The organism is Pseudomonas sp. S3E17, assembly GCF_024168685.1.
In the GTDB taxonomy this organism is placed as follows: domain Bacteria; phylum Pseudomonadota; class Gammaproteobacteria; order Pseudomonadales; family Pseudomonadaceae; genus Aquipseudomonas; species Aquipseudomonas marginalis.
Genome location: NZ_JALJWE010000001.1, coordinates 3,384,173 through 3,406,957 on the forward strand (window position 1 = coordinate 3,384,173; position 22,785 = coordinate 3,406,957).

A 22,785-nucleotide genomic window follows, 5' to 3' on the forward strand; every position below is an offset into this window, starting at 1 on the left:
TGAAATTAATGGCAAAACGCCGCGACGGCAGGGGCCGGTCGCGGCGCGGGGTGTAGCAGCGTCAGGCAAAAATCTTAGTTGATTTCGCCGTGGCAGTGTTTGTACTTCTTGCCCGAACCGCACCAGCACAGTTCGTTGCGGCCCAGCTTCTGCTCGTTGCGAACCGGGGTCTGGGCCAGGACTACATCGACCTCTTCACCCAGAACTTCAGGCGCTTCCAGACCCGGTGCCTCGTCGTGCTGGAACTGCATGCGCGCAGCCAGTGCCTCGGCCTCCTGGCGCAGGCGCGCTTCTTCCTCGACCGGGTCTTCGCGACGCACCTGAACGTGGGACAGCACGCGAATCGAATCGCGCTTGATCGAATCCAGCAACTCGGAGAACAGCGTGAACGACTCGCGCTTGTACTCCTGCTTCGGGTTCTTCTGGGCATAGCCACGCAGGTGGATGCCGTGACGCAGGTGGTCCATGGTCGACAGGTGGTCTTTCCACAGGTCGTCCAGCACGCGCAGTACGATTTGCTTCTCGAAGGTGCGCAGTGCTTCGGCACTCGCCTGCTCTTCTTTCTCGTTGTACGCGGCCAGCAGCTCGGTCATGAGCTTCTCGCGCAGGGTTTCTTCGTACAGGTGGTCGTCTTCGTCGAGCCATTGCTGGACCGGCAAGTCGACACCGAAGTCGCTCTTCAACGCCGCTTCCAGGCCAGCGACATCCCACTGTTCAGGCAGCGATTGTGGCGGGATATGTGCGCTGACGGTGGCGTTGAGCACGTCCTGACGGAAATCGGCGATGGTTTCGCCAATGTTGTCGGCGGCCAGCAACGTGTTACGCATGTGATAGATCACTTTACGCTGTTCGTTGTTGACGTCATCGAACTCGAGCAGTTGCTTACGAATGTCGAAGTTACGGCCTTCTACCTTGCGCTGGGCCTTCTCGATGGCGTTGGTCACCATGCGGTGCTCGATCGCTTCACCGGACTGCATGCCCAGGGCCTTCATGAAGTTCTTCACCCGATCCGAGGCGAAGATACGCATCAGGCTGTCTTCCAGGGACAGGTAGAAACGGCTGGAACCGGCGTCACCCTGACGGCCGGCACGACCGCGCAGCTGGTTGTCGATACGACGGGATTCGTGGCGCTCGGAGGCGATCACCTGCAAGCCACCGGATTCCAGCACGGCCTGGTGGCGTTTCTGCCAGTCTGCCTTGATCTGGGCGATCTGCTCAGGGGTCGGATCGTCCAGCGAGGCCACTTCCACTTCCCAGTTGCCGCCCAACAGGATGTCGGTACCACGACCGGCCATGTTGGTGGCGATGGTCAGCGCGCCTGGGCGACCGGCCTGGGCGATGATCTCGGCTTCTTTTTCGTGGAACTTGGCGTTGAGGACCTTGTGCTCGATGCCTTCCTTGTTGAGCAGGTTGGACACGTGCTCGGAAGTCTCGATGGTGGCGGTACCCACCAGGATCGGACGACCCTGGGCCATGCCGTCCTTGATGTCGTTGATGATCGCCGCGTATTTCTCTTCGGCGGTCAGGAACACCAGGTCGTTGAAGTCTTTACGGGCCAGCGGCTTGTTCGGTGGGATGACCACCACGGACAGGCCATAGATCTGGTGGAATTCGAACGCTTCGGTGTCGGCGGTACCGGTCATGCCGGACAGCTTGTTGTAAAGGCGGAAGTAGTTCTGGAAGGTGGTGGAGGCCAACGTCTGGCTTTCGGCCTGGATGTTGAGCATTTCCTTGGCTTCGATGGCCTGGTGCAGGCCTTCGGACAGACGACGGCCCGGCATGGTACGCCCGGTGTGTTCGTCGACCAGTACGACCTGGCCATCCTGCACGATGTATTCGACGTTGCGATGGAACAGCTTGTGGGCACGCAGGCCGGCATACACGTGTGTCAGCAGGCCCAGGTTGTGCGCCGAGTACAGGCTCTCGCCTTCGGCCAGCAGGCCGATCTGGGTCAGCATGTCTTCGACGAACTGGTGACCGGCTTCGTTGAGTTCGACCTGGCGGGTCTTCTCGTCGATGGTGAAGTGACCTTCTTTGGTCACCACGCCTTCCACTTCCTCGATGTGCTGCTCAAGGCGCGGGATCAACTTGTTGATCTCGGTGTACAGGCGCGAGCTGTCTTCGGCCTGGCCGGAGATGATCAGCGGGGTACGGGCTTCGTCGATGAGGATGGAGTCGACTTCGTCGATCACGGCAAAGTTGAGTTCGCGCTGGAATTTTTCTTCCATGCTGAACGCCATGTTGTCGCGCAGGTAGTCGAAACCGAATTCGTTGTTGGTACCGTAGGTGATGTCGGCGGCGTAGGCGGCGCGCTTCTCTTCCGGCGGCTGGAACGGCGTTACCACGCCGACGGTCAGGCCGAGGAATTCATACAGCGGGCGCATCCAGTTGGCGTCCCGGCGAGCCAGGTAGTCGTTCACCGTCACAACGTGCACGCCCTTGCCGGACAGTGCGTTGAGGTAAACACCCAGGGTTGCTACCAGGGTCTTGCCTTCACCGGTACGCATTTCGGCAATCATGCCTTCATGCAAGGTCATGCCGCCGATCAACTGGACGTCGAAGTGGCGCATGCCCATGACACGCTTACCGGCTTCACGGGCAACCGCAAAGGCTTCGGGAAGCAGCTTGTCGAGGGTTTCACCTTTGGCTATGCGGGCCTTGAACTCTTCGGTCTTGGCGCGCAATTGCTCGTCCGAAAGGGCAACCATCTGCTCTTCGAAGGCATTGACCAGCTGCACCGTCTTGAGCATGCGTTTGACTTCGCGCTCATTCTTGCTTCCAAAAAGTTTCTTTAACAAAGGCGCAAACATATCGGCAGGTTCTTCCACACATAGGGATGGAGGGCGCACCGTGAGTGGCCCGAGCAGCCCTCACGGCCGCATGCGAACGCGCATTCTACCCGGAATCGTGGGTGAGGAAAGTGGCGTTGTTCCCCGAGGCGGGCAAGGGGCTGTGAGAGGGCTTGTTTAAAATAAGGGCTTTTGCGCGAACTTCAACCCGTGGAGCTCATTGATTTTGTGGATAAAGCCCCGGCAATGCATTGCCCGGGGCCGCGTAGACGCTTTCTGCTAAGATGGCCGCTCTGTTACTTAAGGTGTCCAATCATGGCATTTCGCCCTCTTACAGCCCGCGCGCCCAGCGTGTTGCTTCGCGAAGCCAAGCCGTTGAAAGCCATCTTTGGCCATGCGCAACGCTTGGGCCATTTGCAACGCCTGCTCGAAAGCCAACTTCAACCGGCCGCCCGTGAGCATTGCCACGTGGCGTCCTGGCGTGAAGGCAACCTGCTGCTGATTGTCACAGATGGCCACTGGGCGACCCGCCTGCGCTATCAGCAAAAACGCCTGCAGCGTCAATTGATGGCGTTCGATGAGTTCGCCAACTTGACGCGCATCCAGTTCAAGGTGCAGCCGCCGACCGTGCAACAAGGCGCGGCGGGCCACACGATGGACTTGTCGGAGACGGCGGCCGAGACGATTCAGGCCACGGCCGACGGGATCAGCGATCCGGGCCTGCGCGCGGCTCTTGAACGGCTGGCCGCCCATGGCAAGCCCAAACCCTGAACCGCTACTTGCGCTTGCTGCCGCCCAGCAAAGACCCCAGCAAACCACGCACCAGTTGGCGCCCCATCTGATTGGCGGCCTGCTGCATCGCGGATTTCAGCGCCTTGCCTGCGGTGGTTCCCAGAAACGCCCCGGCCTTATCAGTAAAGCTCGGCTCCTCGTCGACCTGCCTGGTCTCTTCGGTCGGTCCAAGCGCCTTGCGCGCCATCAATACTTCATAGGCCGACTCGCGATCAATCGGCTTGTCATAGCGCCCCTGCAAGGGCGAACTGGCCACCAATGCAGCGCGCTCAGCCGAACTGAGCGGCCCGATTCGCGATTGCGGCGGCGCGACCAGTACGCGTTGGACGACTTCCGGCGTACCTTTTTCCTGCAAGGTGCCCACCAATGCCTCACCCGTGCCCAGCTCGGTCAACACCGATAACGCATCAAACGCCGGGTTCGGCCGGAACCCGTCTGCGACCGCCCGCAAGGATTTCTGTTCTTTCGTGGTGAACGCCCGCAGGCCATGCTGGATGCGCAAACCCAGTTGCGCCAGCACGGAGTCCGGCAGGTCGCCCGGCGATTGGGTGACGAAATACACCCCCACGCCCTTGGAACGGATCAGCCGCACCACTTGTTCCAAGCGCTCTTGCAAAGCCTTGGGCGTGTCGGCAAACAACAAATGCGCCTCGTCGAAAAACAGCGCGAGCAACGGTTTGTCGGCATCGCCGCGCTCTGGCAGTTGCTCGAACAATTCCGCCAACAGCCACAACAGGAAGGTCGCGTACACTTTCGGGGCTTCATGCACCAGGCGGCTGGCGTCCAGCAGATGGATACGCCCGCGTCCTTCGCGGGTGGGCTGCAAGATGTCTTCAAGCTGCAGGGCCGGCTCGCCAAACAACGCCTCGGCGCCCTGCTGCTCCAATACTGCCAGACGCCGCAACAGCGCCTGACTGGAGCCGGTGGTCATCAGCGCCGCATCCTCGCCAAGCAACTCCGGGTGATAACGCAGGTGGTTGAGCAGTGCCTTGAGGTCCTTGAGGTCCAGCAGCAACAGGCCTTCGCGGTCTGCCACCTTGAACGCCGCATAAAGGGCCGACTGCTGGCTGTCCGTGAGCTCCAGCAAACTGCCGAGCAACAACGGCCCCATTTCGCTGATGGTGGTGCGCAATGGATGACCGGACTGCCCGTGGATATCCCACAGCGTGACGGGATACGCCTTGGCCGTGTAATTAAGGAACGCCATGCCGGCGATGCGCTCTGCGACTTTGCCCTGAGGGTTGGCGGCGGCACCCAGGCCACAGAGGTCACCTTTGATATCTGCGGCAAATACCGCGACGCCCGCATCACTGAACGCTTCGGCCAGACGTTGCAACGTGACCGTCTTGCCTGTGCCCGTGGCGCCGGCGATCAAACCGTGACGGTTGGCCAGGCGCATGGCCTGGGCAATAGGCTGGCCGTCAAGACCGGCACCGATAAGGAGTTGTGTGGAGTCAGGCATTTCGTCACCCATGGTTAATCTTTAGTGTCGCCAGGTCGATAAGACAGATGTGAGACCCACAAAGTCTAAAAACGCTCAGATAGTTCCTACAGGGACCAACGGAAATATCAAACTTTTTTTGACGCTACCCTTCCGCGTGTTCCACAAGGACGCGCTTCGGATATTAAGACCTTAGCGGACCCTTCAAGCTATGAATAAAAATCTGCGCTTCAGCCATAAAATCCTGCTTGCAGCCTCCCTTATCGTCATCGCGGCATTTACGCTGTTCACGCTTTATAACGACTATTTGCAACGTAACGCGATACGCGAAGACCTCAATAGCTACCTGCACGAGATGGGCGACGTCACCGCCAGCAGTATCCAGACCTGGCTGACCGGACGTATCGCACTGGTGGAAAACGCCGCACAGAACATCGCCATCAACCCTGAACCCGCTGCGGTTGCCAGCCTGCTGGAGCAGAAAACCCTGACGTCATCGTTCATGGCCACCTACGTGGGTGACAGTCAGGGCGCCTTCACCATCCGTCCCGACACCAAGATGCCGGACGGCTTCGATCCACGCGTTCGCCCCTGGTACAAAGGCGCCCAGAGCAGCAACGGTTCGACCCTGACCGAGCCCTACATCGACGCAGCCACCGGGCAATTGATCATCTCCATCGCCACCCCCAGTGCCAAGGGCAGCCAGAGCATCGGCGTGGTCGGCGGCGACCTGAGCCTGCAGACCCTGGTGGACAACATCGGTGCACTGAACTTCGGTGGCATGGGCTATGCGTTCCTGGTCAGTGCCGACGGCAAGGTGCTGGTACACCCGGACAAAAGCCTGGTGATGAAGTCCCTCTCCGATGTCTACCCAAAACACACGCCCACCATCAGCGGCGACTTCAGCGAAGTCGAAGCCAACGGCAAGGACAACATCGTTACTTTCACACGGATCAAGGGGCTGCCCTCGGTGAACTGGTACCTCGGGGTATCGGTGGACAAGGACGAAGCCTACGCAATGCTCAGCAAATTCCGCACCTCCGCCGTAATCGCCACCGTGATTGCCGTGGTGATCATCATCGCCCTGCTCGGTATGCTGATACGCGTGCTGCTGCAGCCGCTGCACGTGATGACTCGCGCGATGCAGGACATCGCCGACGGCGAGGGTGACCTGACTCGCCGCCTGGCCATCCAGAATCACGATGAGTTCGGCACCCTGGGTAACGCGTTTAACAGCTTCGTAGAGCGCATTCATACATCGATCCGCGAAGTGTCCTCAGCCACCCAACAGGTGAATGAAGTCGCACTGCGGGTTGTCAGTGCGTCCAACTCGTCGATGGTCAACTCCGACGAACAGGCCAACCGCACCAACAGCGTTGCTGCCGCGATCAACGAACTGGGCGCCGCCGCACAGGAAATCGCGCGTAACGCCGCACAAGCCTCCAACCAGGCCAGCGATGCACGGCAATTGGCCGAAGACGGTCAACAGGTGGTTGAACGCAATATCAAGGCGATGACTCAGCTGTCTGCAATGATCAGTGCCTCAAGCAGCAATATCGAAGCACTTAACAGCAAGACGGTGAATATCGGCCAGATTCTTGAGGTAATCACCAGTATTTCCCAGCAAACCAACCTACTGGCACTGAATGCCGCCATCGAAGCCGCACGCGCCGGGGAAGCCGGGCGCGGGTTTGCGGTGGTCGCCGATGAAGTGCGCAACCTGGCCCATCGCACCCAGGAGTCGGCACAGCAAGTACAAAAGATGATCGAGGAACTGCAAATCGGTGCCCGTGACTCGGTCAGCACCATGAGCGACAGCCAGCGCCACAGTCATGACAGCGTGGAAATCGCCAACCTGGCCGGCGAACGCTTGAACAGCGTAACCCAGCGCATTGGCGAGATCGACGGCATGAACCAGTCGGTGGCCACCGCGACCGAAGAGCAGACCTCGGTCGTGGAGTCGATCAACATGGACATCACCGAGATCAACACCCTCAATCAGGAAGGCGTGGAAAACCTGCAATCGACGCTGCGCGCCTGCGCCGACCTGGAACAGCAGGCGGCACGGTTGAAACAGCTGGTGGGCAGCTTCCGGATTTGAACTACCGCAGGAGCCGGTCAGGCTCCTGCACTGTTTTCACGATGAACGCCAACCGAACATCTATCCTTAGCTCAGGTCCACGTTAGGAGAGCAATGGATCGGAGGGATGTTCATCGTGCATATCGCTGACATAACCATGTTCTACGCCCCGACAAGCGGCGGCGTGCGCACTTACCTGGACGCCAAGCACCGACGCCTGAGGCTTAAGCCCGGCATTCGCCATAGCCTGCTGATTCCCGGCGCGCAATGGAGCAATCAGGATGGCATCTTCAAGGTACCGGCTCCCGCGCTGCCCTTCGGTAAAGGCTACCGCTTCCCTCTTCGCCTCGCCCCTTGGCGAAATGTCCTGCACGACTTACAGCCCGATCTGATCGAGGTAGGTGATCCCTATCTCACCGCCTGGGCCGCGCTGGATGCCCGGCGCCAGCTGGATGTGCCGGTGATCGGCTTTTACCACTCCGACTTACCGTTACTGGTGAGCAACCGCATGGGGTCTTGGCTTGCCCCGAACGTTGAAGCCTATGTCAGCAAACTCTATGGAAGTTTCGACCGGGTACTGGCGCCCAGCCAGGTAATGGCCGACAAGCTCATGGGGCTCGGCGTGAAGAATGTGTTCGTCCAACCACTGGGCGTGGACCTGCAAACCTTTACCCCTGACGCCCGCGACCCAGGCCTGCGCGCCGAGCTGGGGATCGGCGAAGACACCCGCCTGCTGATCTTTGCCGGGCGCGGTTCCAAGGAAAAAAACCTGCCGATCCTGCTTCGCTGCATGAAACGCCTGGGGGACGGCTATCACTTGGTGCTGGTGGGCTCCGGCATGCCGACCAGCGTGCCGGCCAATGTCACCGTCATCGAGGGGTTTCGCCCGGCACAGCATGTCGCCCGGCTGATGGCCAGTGCCGATGCCTTGCTGCATGGCGGCGACCAGGAAACCTTTGGCCTGGTCATCCTCGAAGCCATGGCTTGCGGCATACCGGTAATCGCGGTGGCGGCTGGCGCGTTCACGGAGATAGTCGACGAACGCTGCGGCCTGCTGTGCGCACCAAACAACCCAAGGGCGATGGCCGATACGGTGCGCGAGCTGTTCAACTTCGGCAGCAGGCGCCTGGGCGCGCAGGCTCGGCGTCATGTAGAACAACATTACGCCTGGTATACGGTGGTCGACAGCCTGCTCGGCCACTACCACGCGGTACTGGGCAGTCACAAGCCGATGCCTTCCCATGCCTGAGCGCTCGGTATTACTGGTGCTGCACGATGTGGCGCCGCACAACTGGGCCGATTATCGGCCCTTTGTCGAAGCCGTCGATGCCCTGGGCACCGTGCCAATCACATGGTTGGTGGTGCCGGACTTCCATCATCGCGACGCCTTGACTGCCCACGGCGATTTTCAACGCCTGCTGGATCGCCGCGTGACCAAGGGCGATGAACTTGCCTTGCACGGTTACTACCATTGCGATGATCAACCGGCACCGCGCACACCCAAAGACTGGTTCATGCGCCGCCTCTACACCCATGAGGCTGAGTTCTATCAACTGTCTCAAGCCCAGGCTCTTGATCGTCTTCAGGATGGCATTGAAGTATTCCGGCGTCATGACTGGCCGTTGCACGGCTTCGTCGCACCCGCCTGGTTAATGAGCCAGGGCACTCGCGAGGCCCTGCGCCAACTACCGCTGAGCTACACCAGCAGCCCGCAGCATCTGTATCGACTACCCGATTTCACGCCGATCGACGCCCCGGGCCTGACTTGGAGTGCGCGCAGTGCATGGCGCCGAGGGGTGTCCAGAGTCATCAGCGATCGTCGCGAACAGCGCTGGCACGCCGCCCCGGTGATTCGCCTGGGCGTGCACCCGGTGGACATGCGCCACGCATTCTCTCGCCGCTATTGGCTTGAAACCGTACAACGCCTACTCGACGCAGGGCGAGCACCGCTGACCAAGGCTGCCTGGCTGGCTGAACAGGTGGTCGCTCAAGCACCTCGGCCAGGGGATCCGGGCAATTCATCGGCCTCCTGCAATTGCTCCCACAGCTCGGCTGCTCCCGGAAAGTCCGTACCGTCTTCCGGCTCCAGCGCATCCGGGTCGTAACGACTCAGGCAGCCCTCACCCAAGGTAGCAGGCGCCTTGGACGTGGCTTTATCAAGTGGGTCGGTCATGGCCTGGTCCTGAAGTGCGGGGAATGAAAAAGGGCCTGCAGCGATTTAACGCCCAGGCCCTTCTTTGTTCAACCAAGACGCTTGAATCAGAATACGACCGTCTTGTTGCCGTGCACCAGCACGCGGTCTTCCAGGTGATAGCGCAGGCCACGGGCCAGCACCATCTTCTCGACATCACGGCCAAACCGCACCATGTCCTCAATGCTGTCACTGTGGCTGACACGCACCACGTCCTGCTCGATGATCGGACCGGCATCCAGCTCTTCGGTGACGTAATGGCAGGTTGCGCCAATCAACTTCACGCCACGCAGGGAAGCCTGGTGGTAAGGCTTGGCCCCCACGAACGACGGCAGGAAGCTGTGGTGAATGTTGATCACCTTGCCTGCGTATTCGCGGCACAGCTCAGGCGGCAGGATTTGCATGTAGCGCGCCAGCACAACCACGTCGGCCTCATGCTGCTTGACCAGGCGAGAGACCTCGGCGAACGCCGGCTCCTTGTCCTGCGGGTTGACCGGCACGTGGTAGTAAGGGATGCCATGCCACTCGACCATGCTGCGCAGGTCGTCATGGTTGGAGATCACGCACGCGATCTCGCAGTCCAGCTCGTCGCTGTGCCAGCGGTGCAGCAAGTCGGCCAGGCAGTGGGATTCGCGGCTGGCCATCAACACCACGCGCTTTTTCTGCTCGGTGTCGGTGATGTGCCAGGTCATCGAAAACTCTTCCGCGATGGGCGCAAATGCCTCGCGGAACGCTTCAAGACCAAAGGGCAGCGAGTCGGCACGGATTTCGTGACGCATGAAGAACCAACCACTGAGGTTGTCCGAGTGATGGCTCGCCTCGGTGATCCAGCCGTTGTGGGAGGCCAGAAAGTTACTGACTTTGGCAACGATGCCGACCCGGTCCGGGCAAGCAATCACCAGCCGAAAAGTGCGCATTAGGGGGGAACTCCAGAACTTCGCAAAGGCCGCCATTCTAGCGATTGTGCAGAAAAACTGCAGTATTCGATGAGCCTTATTCTGATCCGTTGCCCTGGCCACATCCCTTAATAGCGCATGGTTTTACCATTGCTATATGAATGAACAGCGCACGCTGCAGCAATTATGCGAATTTCAAGGAGATTATTTTCGGGGTAGCCCCTACTAATTAACTCGATTGCATAGCGTCTTCACAAACATTCAAAGTAATTCACCTGAATACGCGCTTAAATGTTTACTTGGGGAAACCGCCTGACTATTATTGGGCCACTATCCCTGTCAATCAGCGTTCTACATAAGGTAGTCCACATGTCTCTGATCAACGAATACCGTGCCACCGAAGAAGCTATCAAAGAGCTGCAAGCTCGTTTGAAGAACCTGTCCCAAGATGACAAACTGAAAACCGAGCTGGAATTCGAAGGCAAACTGCGCACCCTCATGGGTGAATACTCCAAATCCCTGCGTGACATCATCGCGCTGCTGGATCCAGAGTCGAAAGTTAAAGCACCCCGTGGCGCCGTGAAAACTACCGGTACCAAGCGTGCGCGCAAGGTCAAGCAATACAAAAACCCGCACAACGGTGAAGTGATTGAAACCAAAGGCGGCAACCACAAAACCCTGAAAGAGTGGAAAGCCAAGTGGGGCGGTGACGTGGTTGAAGGCTGGGCTACCCTGCTGGGCTAAGCCTCACCCGGTCTGCGCTTGATACGCAACCCATTAAAAACGCCAGCTTGCTGGCGTTTTTTATTGACCGTCTTTTCTACAAACCGCTATTACCGATTCACACGAGCGGCTAAAGAGTCGGCATATCTCTGCCATTGCTCCAGCACCTGCTGCTGAAACGGCGTCGCACTAACGGCCAACTCCTGCCGGGCTTGATTAAATGCCTCCAAGGTATTCGGCGCGCCGAATTCAGGATTTGCCAAACGTTGCTGACAGAAAAGTTTCCAACGTTGTAGCTCCTCGCCGTTCAGCGTATCGGGGAAGTTACGCGCCCGGTAACGAAACAATAATTCAGGCAAACGGTGATCATCAAAAGGCCACTGCTGGCTGGCTAACTGCGCAGGTTCCGCCGCCCGGACTTGCTCACATAACCGTCGATCACGATCCCCGATAAAACCTTCGTAAAGCTGCTGTTCCGGGTCTGCGCTCGGGGCAAAATCTTCCTCGGCGTAAATAACCGCCAACTTATCGCGCCAAAGTTCCTGTGCGTCAGTTAGCCGCAGGGCTCGCGCCTGGCAAATATCCATATCCAATTGCAGGCGCCCACGGTCCTCGGCCCGCAGTACGTTCAAGGGCGCGACCACGGGGCAACGGTTGATATGCACCAACTTGAGCGGCACCGGCAGCTCGCCTTCGGCAAGGTCCTCGCGACGGGTGTACAGGCGTTGGCGCAAGGCCGCGGCATCCATGTCCAGCAGCCCTTGGGGGTCGAGCCCCAGGTCGCAGACAATCAGCGCATTACGGTTGCGCGGGTGCCAGGCCAGGGGCAGCACGACACCCAGGTAATGACGCTCGGCGGAAAAACGTCCGGAGATATGCACCATGGGTTGCAGCAGGCGCACCTGGTCCATCACCCGTTGCTTGCTGCGCAGTTGAAACAGCCATTCGTAAAGCTTGGGCTGCTTCTCGCGCACCAGGCGCGCCAGGGCGATGGTGGCACGCACGTCGGATAACGCATCGTGGGCCTGGCCATGGTCAATGCCGTTGGCGGCAGTCAGGCGCTCAAGCTTGAGGGTCACGCGCCCGTCCTGCTGCGGCCACTCGATGCCTTCCGGGCGCAGGGCGTAGGCAGTGCGAACCACGTCGATCAGGTCCCAGCGGCTGTTACCGCCCTGCCACTCCCGCGCGTAGGGGTCGAAAAAATTGCGATACAGGCTGTAGCGCGTCATTTCGTCGTCAAACCGCAAGGTGTTGTAACCTGCGCCGCACGTCCCCGGGGCCGCCAGTTCGGCATGTACACGGGTCATGAAATCGGCCTCGGCCAGGCCTTTTTCCGCCAGTATTCCAGGGGTTATACCGGTAATGGCACAGGCAGCGGGATGGGGCAGGATGTCGTCGCTGGGCTGGCAGTAAAGATTGACCGGCGGGCCGACCTCGTTGAGATCAAGGTCCGTACGAATGCCGGCAACCTGGAGTGGGCGATCGCTGCGCGGGTTGATGCCGGTGGTTTCATAGTCGTACCAGAAAATGGAGGTCACGGGCTATTCCTGTGCTGAAGATCGACAAAGTCTAGGCGTTCAGCCGTGTTCGCGGCCAGCACCAATTATACTGTACAAACATCCAGCAAAACCTTGAGTAGTTGCTTCCATCACGGACACTGTTAGCATCCGTGTCTCCAGCCGCTCTGCACTGCCAAGGATCGCGATGCCATCAGCCCCATTGGACACCCTCTACCAGATCGAGACCCCGGAGGGCATCGACCTGCCGCTGCGCCCAGCCGGCCTGGTGCCACGGGCGCTGGCATTTGCCTTCGACCTCGGCGCGCGTGCAGTGATCATGGGCGTGCTGCTGGTGCCATTGGCGTTGCTCGGCAATATCGGTATCGGCCTGGGATCGCTTCTGCTGTTCCTGGTCAGTTGGTGGTACATGGTGCTGTTCGAGGTGCTCAACCAAGGCTGCTCACCGGGCAAACAGGTCATGGGCTTACGGGTCGTGCAGGACGACGGCACCCCCATAGGCTGGTCGGCGTCGCTGATCCGCAACCTCCTGCGGTTTGTCGACATGCTGCCTTTCGGCTACTTTCTCGGCGCCATCAGTTGCCTGCAACATCCTCACTTCAAACGCCTTGGCGACCTGGCCGCCGGCGCCCTGGTGGTCTACCGCGAACAGCCGCTGGCACGTCCCCAGGTGCCCCAAGCTGCAGCCCTGCGCTTGCCATTTGCCCTGGACCTGAGTGAACAGCGAGCGATTCTTGGCTTCGCCGAACGCCAGGGCGAACTGTCCCCTGAACGGGTACACGAGCTCGCCTCGATCCTTGCGACGCCACTGCAGGTGTCCCCGGCCCGCGCCGTGGAGCAACTCAACGGTGTGGCCCGCGGCCTGCTGGGGCCGACATGAAGCAGAGTCTTTTCGAAGGCCGTTACCAACACCAATGGCAAGCTTTTGCCGAACAACTGAAGCAGTTGGAACAAGGCAAGGCCAAGGCCAGTGATATGGCCGATTTCCCTCATCAATACCGGCGTCTATGCCAGCTCCTGGCCCTCGCCCAGGAGCGCGGCTACAGCAGTTACCTGGTGGATCCCCTGCAACAACTGGCATTGCGCGGCCATCAACAACTGTATCGCCACCGCAGCCAATTGGCGGCGAATGTGCTGAGTTTCGTCCTGGCCGACTTTCCGCGTCTGGTGCGAGAACAGTGGCGTTTCGTGTTGATTGCCAGCCTGCTGTTCTTTGGCAGCCTGCTGGGCATTGCCCTGCTGGTCTACCTGTTCCCCGACCTGATCTACAGCATTGTCAGCCCCCAGCAGGTGGCCGAGATGCAGGGCATGTATGACCCCGAGGCCAGCCGGCTGGGGCGCGCTGCCGAACGTGCTTCGAGCGAAGACTGGATGATGTTTGGCTACTACGTCATGCACAACATCGGTATCGCCTTTCAGACATTTGCCGCCGGTTTGCTGTTCGGCCTGGGCAGTGTGTTTTTCCTGATATTCAACGGGCTGATCATCGGCGCGATTTCCGGGCACCTGACAGAAATCGGCTATGGGCAGACCTTCTGGTCATTTGTCATCGGCCATGGGGCCTTTGAGTTGACGGCCATTGCACTCGCCGGTGCCGCGGGCCTGCAACTGGGCTGGGCGTTGATCGCCCCGGGGCAACTGACCCGTGGCGAATCCCTGCGGCTCGCCGCTCGCAAGAGTGTGCAACTGCTATGCGGTGTCATGGTGTTCCTGCTGATCGCAGCTTTTATCGAGGCCTACTGGTCTTCCACCACCCAGATCGCCCCTTGGATCAAATACCTGGTGGGTGCTGCACTTTGGCTGCTGGTGGCGACTTACCTGACCCTTGCCGGACGGACTCGCCATGCGCCTGAGTAATGCCAGCGTGGCGATTCGCCCGCGTACCGCATGGGAGGCCATGGACCTTGGGGTATTAATGGCCCGGGAACATCGCCTGCTGTTGATGAGCAGCTGGGCGCTGGTGACACTGCCGGTTTTTGCCCTGCTTACCGCGTTGCTATGGCAATACCCGTCCACAGCCATGTTCCTGTTCTGGTGGCTCAAACCGGCGTTCGACCGCTTGCCTTTATATATCCTCTCCAAAGCCCTGTTCGGCGAAACACCCAGCCTTAAGCAGGCCGTGCGCCAATGGCCAAGACTGCTTAACCACCAACTGCTGGCCAGCCTGACCTGGCGCCGACTTAGCCTCAGCCGCAGTTTTGTAATGCCGGTCAGCCAGCTCGAAGGCCTGGACGGCCAGGCGCGCCAGAAACGCCTGGGCGTGCTGCAGCAGCGCAATGCAGGAGCCGCGCGCTGGTTGACCACCGTTGGGGTGCACCTGGAAATCGGCCTGTGGTTCGGCTGCATGGCGCTGTTCTATCTATTCATTCCGCAACAACTTGAACTGGATTGGGATTGGCAACGGCTGGCGCTGGCGACAGGCTCCGAGGGAGTCTGGCTGGAACACTTGAGCAACGCCTTCTACGCCTTGATCCTGGTATTTTGGGAGCCCATCTATGTCGCCTGCGGTTTCAGCCTTTATCTCAATCGCCGCACCCTGCTGGAGGCGTGGGACCTGGAGCTGGTATTCCGCCGCCTGCGCCAGCGTCTGAGCAGTGTGGTGCCACTGTTAGTGCTGGTGATCGGGCTGACCTTGCTGCCATTCAACCTGCCCGCCATGGCGGATGACGCCAAGCCACTGCCTCCCCAGAGCGCAAGCCAGTCCATCAAGTCGCTGCTGGACAAGCCGCCCTTCAAAAATCCGGAAACCGTCACCCGCTACCGCTTTGGCGAAGAAAAGTCCGTCGTTAAAAACAAGGCACACAGTGACGGCAAACTTCCGTCGTGGTTGCAGGCACTGCTGGACAACCTCAACAGCAACACGTTCAAGCCTGTAGCCCAAGGCCTGGAAGTACTGTTATGGAGCCTGCTGATCGGTGGCGTGGCCCTGGTGGCCTGGCGTTATCGGGACTGGTTGCGCACCTTTGTCAGCCTGCGCGGGGCACGTACACCCAAAGCAGCGAAACCACCACCCGCGCAATTGTTCGGCCTGGAACTGGGCACCGAGACCCTGCCCGAGGATATCGCCAGCGCCGCCGAGCAACTCTGGTCTACCCAGCCACGGGAGGCCCTCGGCCTTTTGTATCGTGGCCTGCTGAGCAGGTTGCTGCATGACTTCAACCTGCCCCTTAAAAGCGCTGACACCGAAGGCCAGGTCCTGCAACGGGTTCACCAATTGCAGCAGCCGCAGTTGCTGGCCTTCAGTGATGAATTGACGCGGCACTGGCAAAACCTCGCCTATGGCCATCACCTGCCCCCGGTCTCAGTCCAGCAGAAACTGTGCAACGATTGGCGTGCCCTGTTCAGTGCGGGAGGCGCCCGATGAACCGGCCATTACTGTGGGTGGGGCTGCTGTTGGCGTGCCTGCTTGGAGCGGGCGGTTTTTACGCCTGGAGCAAAGCGATTCCCTATGAAGAAGTGGTGGACCGCGGCCCCTCCCCGGAAGCCCTGGCCAATCCTTACCTGGCAGCCGAACACTTTCTGCGCCAGCAAGGCCTGGCCGTGGAGCATGCCAACGGCCTGGAACGTCTGGCGAGCCTGCCCGCCAAGGGCAACAGCCTGCTGTTGCTGGGTGAACGCGGCAACATGTCGCCACGCCAGGTAGGGCAACTCCTGGACTGGGCCAGGTCCGGCGGCCATCTACTGGTAGTCGCCGAGGCCCTGTGGGACGAAGAAACCGGCAAGAGCGGCGACCTGCTGCTCGATCGCCTGCCTATCCACCAAGTCCTCAGCGATGAACCCGATGCCCCCGCGCCGGCCCGCAAAAATAAAGCACCGGACCTGACCAAACTCTATGTCGACAACGACACAGCCCCGGTCTATTTCAGTTTCGACACCGACTTCAATCTCATCGACCCCAAGCACCTGGCACAATTTTCAGCCAATAGCGCCAGGTCGAGCCATTTGATGCAACTCGACCTCGGGCAAGGCCGCGTAACGGTGATCACCGACAGCGAGCTGTGGAAAACGCCAGACATTGGCAAACACGACAATGCCTGGCTGCTGTGGCATCTGACCCAGGGCACTGCCGTAACCTTGTTGTTCAACGGCGACGTAGATGACCTGTTCACCCTGCTGCTGCGTTATTTCCCCCAGGCGTTGGTGGCGCTCATTGCCCTGATTGCCCTGGCACTCTGGCAGGCAGGTATGCGCCAGGGCCCAATCCAGGCGCCCGCCCCCAAGGCACGCCGGCAATTGCAGGAGCACCTGAAAGCCAGCGCCGACTTCCTGCTGCGTCGCAGCGGCCAAGGCACACTGTTGCAGGCCTTGCAGCGTGACATCCTGCGCGCCGCACGGCGGCGTCACCCCGGCTTTGAACATCTCGACAACACGGAACAGGGGCGAGTACTTGCCCACCTGACGCGCCAACCCTCTCACGTCATCAGCCAGGCCCTCGGCCCACTCCCGACGAAACGGCTTTCCAGTGCCGATTTCAGCCGGCAGGTGGCGTGCCTGCAAACCCTCAGGAATGCCCTATGAGCGAATTTCCCAGCGCTAACACCCTGCCCGGCGACTCTCTGCAACGCGCCAGCCAGCAGGCCCAGGCCCTGCGCATTGAACTGCGCAAGGCGGTGATCGGCCAGGATCAGGTGATTGATGATGTACTCACCGCGCTGATCGCCGGCGGCCACGTATTGCTCGAGGGTGTTCCCGGGCTGGGCAAGACCTTGCTGGTGCGGGCCCTGGCCCGTTGCTTTGACGGCGAATTCGCGCGGATCCAGTTCACCCCGGACCTGATGCCCAGCGATGTCACCGGCCACGCGGTGTACGACCTGCACACCGAACAGTTCAAGCTGCGCAAGGGGCCCGTATTCACCCACTTGTTGCTGGCCGACGAAATCAACCGCGCTCCGGCCAAGACCCAGGCAGCCCTGCTCGAAGCCATGCAGGAACGGCAAGTCACCCTCGAAGGCGAGGCGCTGCCCATCGATCAGCCGTTCATGGTCCTTGCCACGCAAAACCCCATCGAACAGGAAGGCACCTACCCGCTGCCGGAAGCCGAACTGGACCGTTTCATGCTCAAGGTACGCATGGACTACCCCGATGCGCAGCAGGAACTGGATATGGTGCGCGAAGTGACACGCTCATCACGGGCCGACATGCTGGACGTGCAACCGTTGCGCACCGTGCTGGAGGCCGAGGACGTGCTGCAGCTGCAGCTGGTCGCCAGTGAACTGCCCCTGGATGAACACGTGCTCGACTATGCCGTGCGCCTGGCGCGAGCAACCCGCAGTTGGCCGGGGTTGGCCATAGGCGCCGGCCCGCGAGCCTCCATCGCCCTGGTACGCGGCGCCCGCGCACGGGCCTTGTTACGTGCGGGCGAGTTCGTCACACCGGATGACATCAAGGGCTGTGCCCTGGCGGTACTGCGTCATCGGGTACGTCTTGCGCCAGAACTGGATATAGACGGGCTGGAGGTCGACCAGGTGCTCAAGCAGCTGCTGGACCAGATTCCGGCCCCCCGGCAATGACCCGTTCATGAAACCGACCCGTCTGTTATTAGCCTGGCTCAGCGTACTGCTGGGCTTAAGTATCCTGCTGGGCGCTGCGGCCGCCTTGCAGTTCAAGGTACCCGAGACCTTGCACTCAATAACGTGGGGCTTGCTCCTGGCGCTGTTGCTGCTGGCCATGCTCGACGCGCTGCGACTGCGCCGCCGACCCTCACCACGCGTGCACCGGCAGATGCCCGGCAGCCTGGCGCTGGGGCGCTGGGGCGAAGTCCGCCTGTCCCTGGAACATGACTACCCACAGGCGCTGACAGTGCAGGTGTTCGATCACGTCCCCGACGGACTGAGCTTGGAAAACCTGCCCCAGTCCATCGAATTGCGCCCTGGTGAACGCAGTGAGCTGGGTTATCGCCTGCGCCCCTTGCGCCGTGGGCATTTCGCGTTCAGTCGCTGCGAAATCCACCTGCCCAGTCCCTTGGGGCTCTGGTCTGCACGGCGCTTTATCGAAGCCGAGGACGCCACCCGCGTCTATCCGGACTTCGCCCGCCTGTACGGGGCACAACTGCAGGGTGTGGATAACTGGTTGAGCCAACTGGGGGTCCGTCAACGGCAACGACGAGGATTGGGACTGGAATTTCATCAACTGCGCGAGTTTCGTGAGGGCGACAGCCTGCGGCAAATCGATTGGAAAGCGACCGCGCGGCAACGTACCCCCATCGCCCGGGAGTATCAGGACGAGCGCGACCAGCAGATCGTGTTCATGCTCGATTGCGGCCGACGCATGCGCAGCCAAGATGACGAGCTGTCCCATTTCGACCACGCCCTCAATGCCTGCCTGCTGCTTAGCTACGTGGCCCTGCGCCAGGGCGATGCGGTGGGGTTGTGCACCTTTGCCACTGACCAGCCACGCTACCTGGCACCGGTCAAGGGCAGCAGCCAATTGAACCTGTTGCTCAATACGGTCTATGACCTGGACACCAGCCGCCGAACCGCCGACTACCAGGCAGCGGCCAGCCAACTGCTGGCCCGGCAAAAACGTCGGGCATTGGTCATTATTGTCAGCAACCTGCGGGATGAGGACGACGAAGCCCTACTCTCCGCCGTCAAGCGCATCAGTCGTCAACATCGGGTGCTGGTGGCGAGCATGCGTGAGGAAGTACTCGATCGACTGCGCCAATCCCCCGTACAAACCTTGCCCGAAGCCCTGGCCTACAGCGGTACTGTCGACTACCTCAATACTCGGGATGAATTGCATGACCGCATGAACGCCCACGGCCTGTCGGCGTTGGATACGTTGCCATCAGAAATGGGCGCGGCCCTGGTGACACGCTACCTGGGTTGGAAGAAAGCCGGAGTATTCTAAAAAAGCGCACGACTGCGGCAGGGACAGCAGCACCCCGGCCGCGTCGACAGCGCGCCGCTTCTAGGCCGAAGCCTGCAAGGGATCAAAACTGAAGTACTGCAACAGCACGTTGATCAGTTGCCCATATTCCTCGGGAGCCTCAAGCACGCTGAACCCGGAATCGTAGTGCTGCGGGTTGATATCTTCATGGCTCCACAGGCAGGTCGCCGTGATGTCAATGACATGGAACGTGTCGTCAGCACCAGGTATCTTCAAGCGCAACTCGAAGTCCACATCGACCATCATGGGTAACTGGCTGACCAACATCAGCCCGTCGTCAGAGACGTTACCCAGAAAACCTATGGGTTTGTCGGTGAGACGGTTAAACACTTGCAGGAAATACGGTAGTTGATGCCGCTCGATCCGTCGGTCGGTAAACATGGTGAGATCGCCATCCAGTGGCCATGACTCTGGCCGTGCCAGTGATTCGGAACGAGCGCAATTGCTCGCTCTCCCTGGATCTCGGTGTGACAACGGACAACATTTTGTCACTCGACAGCTGCCGAATCCGGGTCCTGCATCCGTTCGAATAGAAACTTGTACAAACGAACGTTAAAAGAATAGCCCAAGACTGGCAACGGGCCAGTTATTAAATGACGAATGCCATTACAAAGAAGCGGGCCGTGGCTGTGCCACGCTCGCACCGGGGTAATGACCCAGTTGTTGCAAGGTGTCCAGCCTCGCGCGGGCACGGTAGGCGTACTCGCTCGACGGGTACTGGTTAATGATGAATTGATAGGTTTGCACGGCGTCGACAAACAGTTTCTGGCGTTCCAGGCATTGTCCGCGCAACATCGAAACTTCCGGTTGTACATAACGCCGTGTACGGCTCTCGCGGTCGACCTGGGATAGTTCCAAAGTGACGCGCTCGCAATCACCGACCTTGTACGCACGGTAGGCATTGTTCAAATGGTGGTCCATCGACCAACGGGTGCAGCCGACAACACTGACGGCCAGGGCAGCAATGAGCAAAATTCGCATGAAGGTTCTCCTGTCTTGTGCAGTGTATCGACCCCTCGTCAAAAATCTTCAAAGATGTTCATCTATTCAACCGGCGCGAAAACAAGCGAATCGTCGATAAGTAGTGCAAACGAACAATGACTACAACCAAAGAGCATAGTAGCCTTCCTCAGCGCTTGAACTCAGGAGTCTGTGCATGTCCGTCCGTCGTACCAAAATCGTCGCCACCCTTGGCCCGGCCAGCAACTCGCCGGAAGTCCTCGAACAGCTGATTCTGGCTGGTTTGGACGTTGCCCGTCTGAACTTCTCCCACGGCACCCCGGACGAGCACAAGGCTCGCGCCAAGCTGGTGCGTGACCTGGCCGCCAAGCACGGCCGCTTCGTCGCACTGCTGGGTGACCTGCAAGGCCCGAAAATCCGTATCGCCAAATTCGCCAACAAGCGTATCGAGCTGAAGATCGGTGACAAATTCACCTTCTCCACCAGCCACCCGCTGACCGAAGGCACCCAGGACGTCGTAGGTATCGACTACCCGGACCTGGTCAAGGATTGCGGCGTCGGTGACGAGCTGCTGCTGGACGACGGTCGCGTGGTGATGCGCGTCGACACCGCGACCCCGACTGAACTGAACTGCACCGTGATCATCGGCGGTCCGCTGTCCGATCACAAAGGCATCAACCGTCGTGGCGGTGGCTTGACCGCCCCAGCCCTGACTGAAAAAGACAAGGCCGACATCAAGCTCGCCGCTGAAATGGAAGTGGACTACCTCGCCGTGTCCTTCCCACGCGACGCCGCCGACATGGAATACGCCCGTAAACTGCGCGACGAAGCCGGCGGTACCGCCTGGCTGGTGGCGAAGATCGAACGCGCCGAAGCCGTGGCCGATGACGAAACCCTCGACGGCCTGATCAAGGCGTCCGACGCGGTGATGGTTGCCCGTGGCGACCTGGGTGTGGAAATCGGCGACGCCGAGCTGATCGGCATCCAGAAAAAGATCATCCTGCACGCACGCCGCCACAACAAAGCGGTAATCGTCGCGACCCAGATGATGGAGTCGATGATCCAGAACCCGATGCCGACCCGCGCCGAAGTGTCCGACGTGGCCAACGCCGTGCTCGACTACACCGACGCCGTGATGCTCTCGGCCGAAAGCGCCGCCGGCCCATACCCACTGGAAGCCGTGCAGGCCATGGCGCGTATCTGCGTCGGTGCCGAAAAGCACCCGACCAGCAAGACCTCCAGCCACCGCATCGGCAAAGTGTTCGAAAGCTGCGATCAGAGCATTGCCCTGGCCGCCATGTACACCGCCAACCACTTCCCGGGCGTGAAAGCGATCATTGCCCTGACCGAAAGTGGCTATACGCCGTTGATCATGTCGCGTATCCGTTCTTCGGTACCGATCTACGCGTTCTCCCCGCACCGCGAAACCCAGGCCCGTGCGGCCATGTTCCGTGGCGTATACACCGTGCCGTTCGACCCGGCGTCGTTGCCGCCCCATGAAGTCAGCCAGGCGGCCATCGACGAGTTGATCAAGCGCGGCGTAGTGGAGAAAGGCGACTGGGTCATCCTGACCAAAGGCGACAGCTACCACACCATCGGCGGCACCAACGGCATGAAGATCCTGCACGTTGGCGACCCAATGGTCTGAGTGACAGGCTGAAAACCAAAAGCCCTGCCATGTGAATGGCGGGGCTTTTTGCTTTCCGTGTGGCAGGGAGCATGTCGAATCGTCGCACCCACATGGGGTTAACGCCTGTCCATAAACCCCGACAGCGCCGCAATCGCTTCCGGCGACTTCAAGCGCTGCACAAACAACGCCCCCTCTTCCTCGATCACTTGCCGCAACTGCTCCCGGTCCACGCTCTTCATCAACTGCTTGCAGACCTGCACCGCTCCCGGCGCCAGGGTTTCAAAGCGCTCGGCCATTTCCCGCGCCTTGGCCAACGCCGCTTCGCCACTGCCCAACGCTTCGGTAGCAATCCCCCACGCGGCCGCTTGTTCGCCGCTGAAGCCCTCACCCAGCAACAGCAGTTCAGCCGCCTTCGCGTGCCCCAATAAACGCGGGAGGATCAGGCTCGACCCAAACTCCGGACACAGCCCCAAATTGACGAACGGCATGCGCAACCGTGCATCGCGGCTGATGTACACCAGGTCGCAATGCAGCAGCAGGGTGGTGCCGATCCCCACCGCCGCACCCGCTACAGCTGCGATCACCGGCTTGCGGCAGTTGAGCAGGCTTTTCATAAAGTGAAACGGCGGGCTGTCGAGGTCGCTGGGCGGCTGTTCAAGAAAGTCGCCGATATCGTTGCCGGCGGTAAAACACTCGCTGCTGCCCTGGATCAGCACGGCATTGATCTGCGGGTCCGCATCGGCCTGCTCCAACGCCTCGGCCAATTGGCTGTACATGGCTCGGGTCAGGGCGTTTTTCTTATCCGGGCGATTGAGCTGCAGGGTCAGCAGCCCGCGCTCGCGTTGCAGCAGGATAGCGTCGGTCATGGCGAATCTCAC

The 22,785-nt window shown here is 60.2% G+C and carries 19 protein-coding genes and 1 pseudogene; 12 read left to right on the forward strand and 8 right to left on the reverse strand.

Annotated elements, in window-relative coordinates; all coding sequences use genetic code 11:
• Positions 1-74: 74 nt before the first annotated feature.
• Positions 75-2,810: a preprotein translocase subunit SecA gene (gene secA / locus J3D60_RS15105; RefSeq protein ID WP_253491868.1), complete on the reverse strand. Its 2,736-nt coding sequence runs from the start codon at positions 2,808-2,810 to the stop codon at positions 75-77.
• Positions 2,811-3,104: 294 nt separating this feature from the next.
• Between secA and J3D60_RS15110 the strand changes: the two genes are divergently transcribed.
• Positions 3,105-3,560, forward strand: a complete 456-nt coding sequence (locus J3D60_RS15110) for a DUF721 domain-containing protein (RefSeq protein ID WP_253491869.1) — start codon at positions 3,105-3,107, stop codon at positions 3,558-3,560.
• Between the two features lie 4 nt (positions 3,561-3,564).
• Here the strand turns inward: J3D60_RS15110 and J3D60_RS15115 are convergent, their stop codons facing one another.
• On the reverse strand, positions 3,565-5,043 hold the full coding sequence (locus J3D60_RS15115) for a helicase HerA-like domain-containing protein (RefSeq protein ID WP_253491870.1): 1,479 nt from the start codon (positions 5,041-5,043) through the stop codon (positions 3,565-3,567).
• Positions 5,044-5,233: 190 nt separating this feature from the next.
• Here J3D60_RS15115 and J3D60_RS15120 point away from each other — a divergent pair, with 190 nt between their 5' ends.
• The 3 genes and pseudogenes from J3D60_RS15120 to J3D60_RS15130 all read left to right on the forward strand — a co-directional run.
• Positions 5,234-7,123: a methyl-accepting chemotaxis protein gene (locus tag J3D60_RS15120; RefSeq protein ID WP_065939174.1), complete on the forward strand. Its 1,890-nt coding sequence runs from the start codon at positions 5,234-5,236 to the stop codon at positions 7,121-7,123.
• 106 nt (positions 7,124-7,229) lie between these two features.
• A complete protein-coding gene (locus J3D60_RS15125) occupies positions 7,230-8,351 on the forward strand; it encodes a glycosyltransferase family 1 protein (protein ID WP_253491871.1) in 1,122 nt (373 codons plus the stop codon).
• Positions 8,344-9,075: pseudogene (locus J3D60_RS15130) on the forward strand (DUF2334 domain-containing protein); the annotation flags it as partial. The gene J3D60_RS15125 and the pseudogene J3D60_RS15130, both read left to right, overlap by 8 nt.
• Positions 9,076-9,089: 14 nt before the next feature.
• Here J3D60_RS15130 and J3D60_RS15135 read toward each other — a convergent pair.
• Positions 9,090-9,275 (reverse strand): hypothetical protein, encoded by a 186-nt coding sequence (locus J3D60_RS15135; RefSeq protein WP_083236364.1) that lies wholly within the window; start codon positions 9,273-9,275, stop codon positions 9,090-9,092.
• Positions 9,276-9,361: 86 nt separating this feature from the next.
• Entirely contained in the window at positions 9,362-10,210 is an 849-nt protein-coding gene (gene purU / locus J3D60_RS15140; protein WP_065939176.1) for a formyltetrahydrofolate deformylase, read from the reverse strand.
• 348 nt (positions 10,211-10,558) lie between these two features.
• Between purU and mvaT the strand changes: the two genes are divergently transcribed.
• The gene (gene mvaT / locus J3D60_RS15145) at positions 10,559-10,933 is read left to right on the forward strand and encodes a histone-like nucleoid-structuring protein MvaT (RefSeq protein WP_003175830.1); all 375 of its coding nucleotides are present in this window, start codon (positions 10,559-10,561) and stop codon (positions 10,931-10,933) included.
• 89 nt (positions 10,934-11,022) lie between these two features.
• Here the strand turns inward: mvaT and sbcB are convergent, their stop codons facing one another.
• Positions 11,023-12,450: an exodeoxyribonuclease I gene (gene sbcB / locus J3D60_RS15150; protein WP_253491872.1), complete on the reverse strand. Its 1,428-nt coding sequence runs from the start codon at positions 12,448-12,450 to the stop codon at positions 11,023-11,025.
• Between the two features lie 166 nt (positions 12,451-12,616).
• Between sbcB and J3D60_RS15155 the strand changes: the two genes are divergently transcribed.
• The 6 genes from J3D60_RS15155 to J3D60_RS15180 are packed head-to-tail and all read left to right on the forward strand — an operon-like array spanning position 12,617 to position 19,278.
• Positions 12,617-13,309, forward strand: a complete 693-nt coding sequence (locus J3D60_RS15155) for an RDD family protein (RefSeq protein WP_108574619.1) — start codon at positions 12,617-12,619, stop codon at positions 13,307-13,309.
• Positions 13,306-14,286, forward strand: coding sequence for a stage II sporulation protein M (locus J3D60_RS15160; protein WP_253491873.1), 981 nt, complete (start codon positions 13,306-13,308; stop codon positions 14,284-14,286). The genes J3D60_RS15155 and J3D60_RS15160 overlap by 4 nt, the downstream gene beginning before the upstream one ends.
• A complete protein-coding gene (locus tag J3D60_RS15165) occupies positions 14,273-15,793 on the forward strand; it encodes a DUF4129 domain-containing protein (protein WP_253491874.1) in 1,521 nt (506 codons plus the stop codon). Before J3D60_RS15160 ends, J3D60_RS15165 begins: the two co-directional genes overlap by 14 nt.
• Positions 15,790-16,947, forward strand: coding sequence for a DUF4350 domain-containing protein (locus tag J3D60_RS15170; RefSeq protein WP_253491876.1), 1,158 nt, complete (start codon positions 15,790-15,792; stop codon positions 16,945-16,947). Before J3D60_RS15165 ends, J3D60_RS15170 begins: the two co-directional genes overlap by 4 nt.
• On the forward strand, positions 16,944-17,939 hold the full coding sequence (locus J3D60_RS15175; RefSeq protein ID WP_065939181.1) for a MoxR family ATPase: 996 nt from the start codon (positions 16,944-16,946) through the stop codon (positions 17,937-17,939). The genes J3D60_RS15170 and J3D60_RS15175 overlap by 4 nt, the downstream gene beginning before the upstream one ends.
• A 7-nt stretch (positions 17,940-17,946) precedes the next feature.
• Positions 17,947-19,278, forward strand: a complete 1,332-nt coding sequence (locus J3D60_RS15180; RefSeq protein ID WP_065939182.1) for a DUF58 domain-containing protein — start codon at positions 17,947-17,949, stop codon at positions 19,276-19,278.
• Positions 19,279-19,338: 60 nt separating this feature from the next.
• Here J3D60_RS15180 and J3D60_RS15185 read toward each other — a convergent pair whose 3' ends face one another.
• Positions 19,339-19,698 (reverse strand): PilZ domain-containing protein, encoded by a 360-nt coding sequence (locus J3D60_RS15185; protein ID WP_065939183.1) that lies wholly within the window; start codon positions 19,696-19,698, stop codon positions 19,339-19,341.
• 225 nt (positions 19,699-19,923) lie between these two features.
• Positions 19,924-20,298 (reverse strand): hypothetical protein, encoded by a 375-nt coding sequence (locus tag J3D60_RS15190; protein WP_025854787.1) that lies wholly within the window; start codon positions 20,296-20,298, stop codon positions 19,924-19,926.
• A 175-nt stretch (positions 20,299-20,473) separates the two neighbouring features.
• On the opposite strand from J3D60_RS15190, the gene pyk reads away from it, so the two are divergent.
• Entirely contained in the window at positions 20,474-21,925 is a 1,452-nt protein-coding gene (gene pyk, locus J3D60_RS15195; protein WP_027605512.1) for a pyruvate kinase, read from the forward strand.
• A 98-nt stretch (positions 21,926-22,023) separates the two neighbouring features.
• Here pyk and J3D60_RS15200 read toward each other — a convergent pair whose 3' ends face one another.
• Complete coding sequence (locus J3D60_RS15200) at positions 22,024-22,773, reverse strand: enoyl-CoA hydratase-related protein (RefSeq protein ID WP_253491878.1); 750 nt, start codon at positions 22,771-22,773, stop codon at positions 22,024-22,026.
• Between the last annotated feature and the right edge of the window lie 12 nt (positions 22,774-22,785).

Bases quoted from the DNA above. Each gene is read 5' to 3' on its own strand.
- secA (WP_253491868.1), bottom strand. From the start codon at position 2,810: ATGTTTGCGCCTTTGTTAAAGAAACTTTTTGGAAGCAAGAATGAGCGC.
- J3D60_RS15110 (WP_253491869.1), top strand. From the start codon at position 3,105: ATGGCATTTCGCCCTCTTACAGCCCGCGCGCCCAGCGTGTTGCTTCGC.
- J3D60_RS15115 (WP_253491870.1), bottom strand. From the start codon at position 5,043: ATGCCTGACTCCACACAACTCCTTATCGGTGCCGGTCTTGACGGCCAG.
- J3D60_RS15120 (WP_065939174.1), top strand. From the start codon at position 5,234: ATGAATAAAAATCTGCGCTTCAGCCATAAAATCCTGCTTGCAGCCTCC.
- J3D60_RS15125 (WP_253491871.1), top strand. From the start codon at position 7,230: ATGTTCATCGTGCATATCGCTGACATAACCATGTTCTACGCCCCGACA.
- J3D60_RS15135 (WP_083236364.1), bottom strand. From the start codon at position 9,275: ATGACCGACCCACTTGATAAAGCCACGTCCAAGGCGCCTGCTACCTTG.
- purU (WP_065939176.1), bottom strand. From the start codon at position 10,210: ATGCGCACTTTTCGGCTGGTGATTGCTTGCCCGGACCGGGTCGGCATC.
- mvaT (WP_003175830.1), top strand. From the start codon at position 10,559: ATGTCTCTGATCAACGAATACCGTGCCACCGAAGAAGCTATCAAAGAG.
- J3D60_RS15155 (WP_108574619.1), top strand. From the start codon at position 12,617: ATGCCATCAGCCCCATTGGACACCCTCTACCAGATCGAGACCCCGGAG.
- J3D60_RS15160 (WP_253491873.1), top strand. From the start codon at position 13,306: ATGAAGCAGAGTCTTTTCGAAGGCCGTTACCAACACCAATGGCAAGCT.
- J3D60_RS15165 (WP_253491874.1), top strand. From the start codon at position 14,273: ATGCGCCTGAGTAATGCCAGCGTGGCGATTCGCCCGCGTACCGCATGG.
- J3D60_RS15170 (WP_253491876.1), top strand. From the start codon at position 15,790: ATGAACCGGCCATTACTGTGGGTGGGGCTGCTGTTGGCGTGCCTGCTT.
- J3D60_RS15175 (WP_065939181.1), top strand. From the start codon at position 16,944: ATGAGCGAATTTCCCAGCGCTAACACCCTGCCCGGCGACTCTCTGCAA.
- J3D60_RS15180 (WP_065939182.1), top strand. From the start codon at position 17,947: ATGAAACCGACCCGTCTGTTATTAGCCTGGCTCAGCGTACTGCTGGGC.
- J3D60_RS15185 (WP_065939183.1), bottom strand. From the start codon at position 19,698: ATGTTTACCGACCGACGGATCGAGCGGCATCAACTACCGTATTTCCTG.
- J3D60_RS15190 (WP_025854787.1), bottom strand. From the start codon at position 20,298: ATGCGAATTTTGCTCATTGCTGCCCTGGCCGTCAGTGTTGTCGGCTGC.
- pyk (WP_027605512.1), top strand. From the start codon at position 20,474: ATGTCCGTCCGTCGTACCAAAATCGTCGCCACCCTTGGCCCGGCCAGC.
- J3D60_RS15200 (WP_253491878.1), bottom strand. From the start codon at position 22,773: ATGACCGACGCTATCCTGCTGCAACGCGAGCGCGGGCTGCTGACCCTG.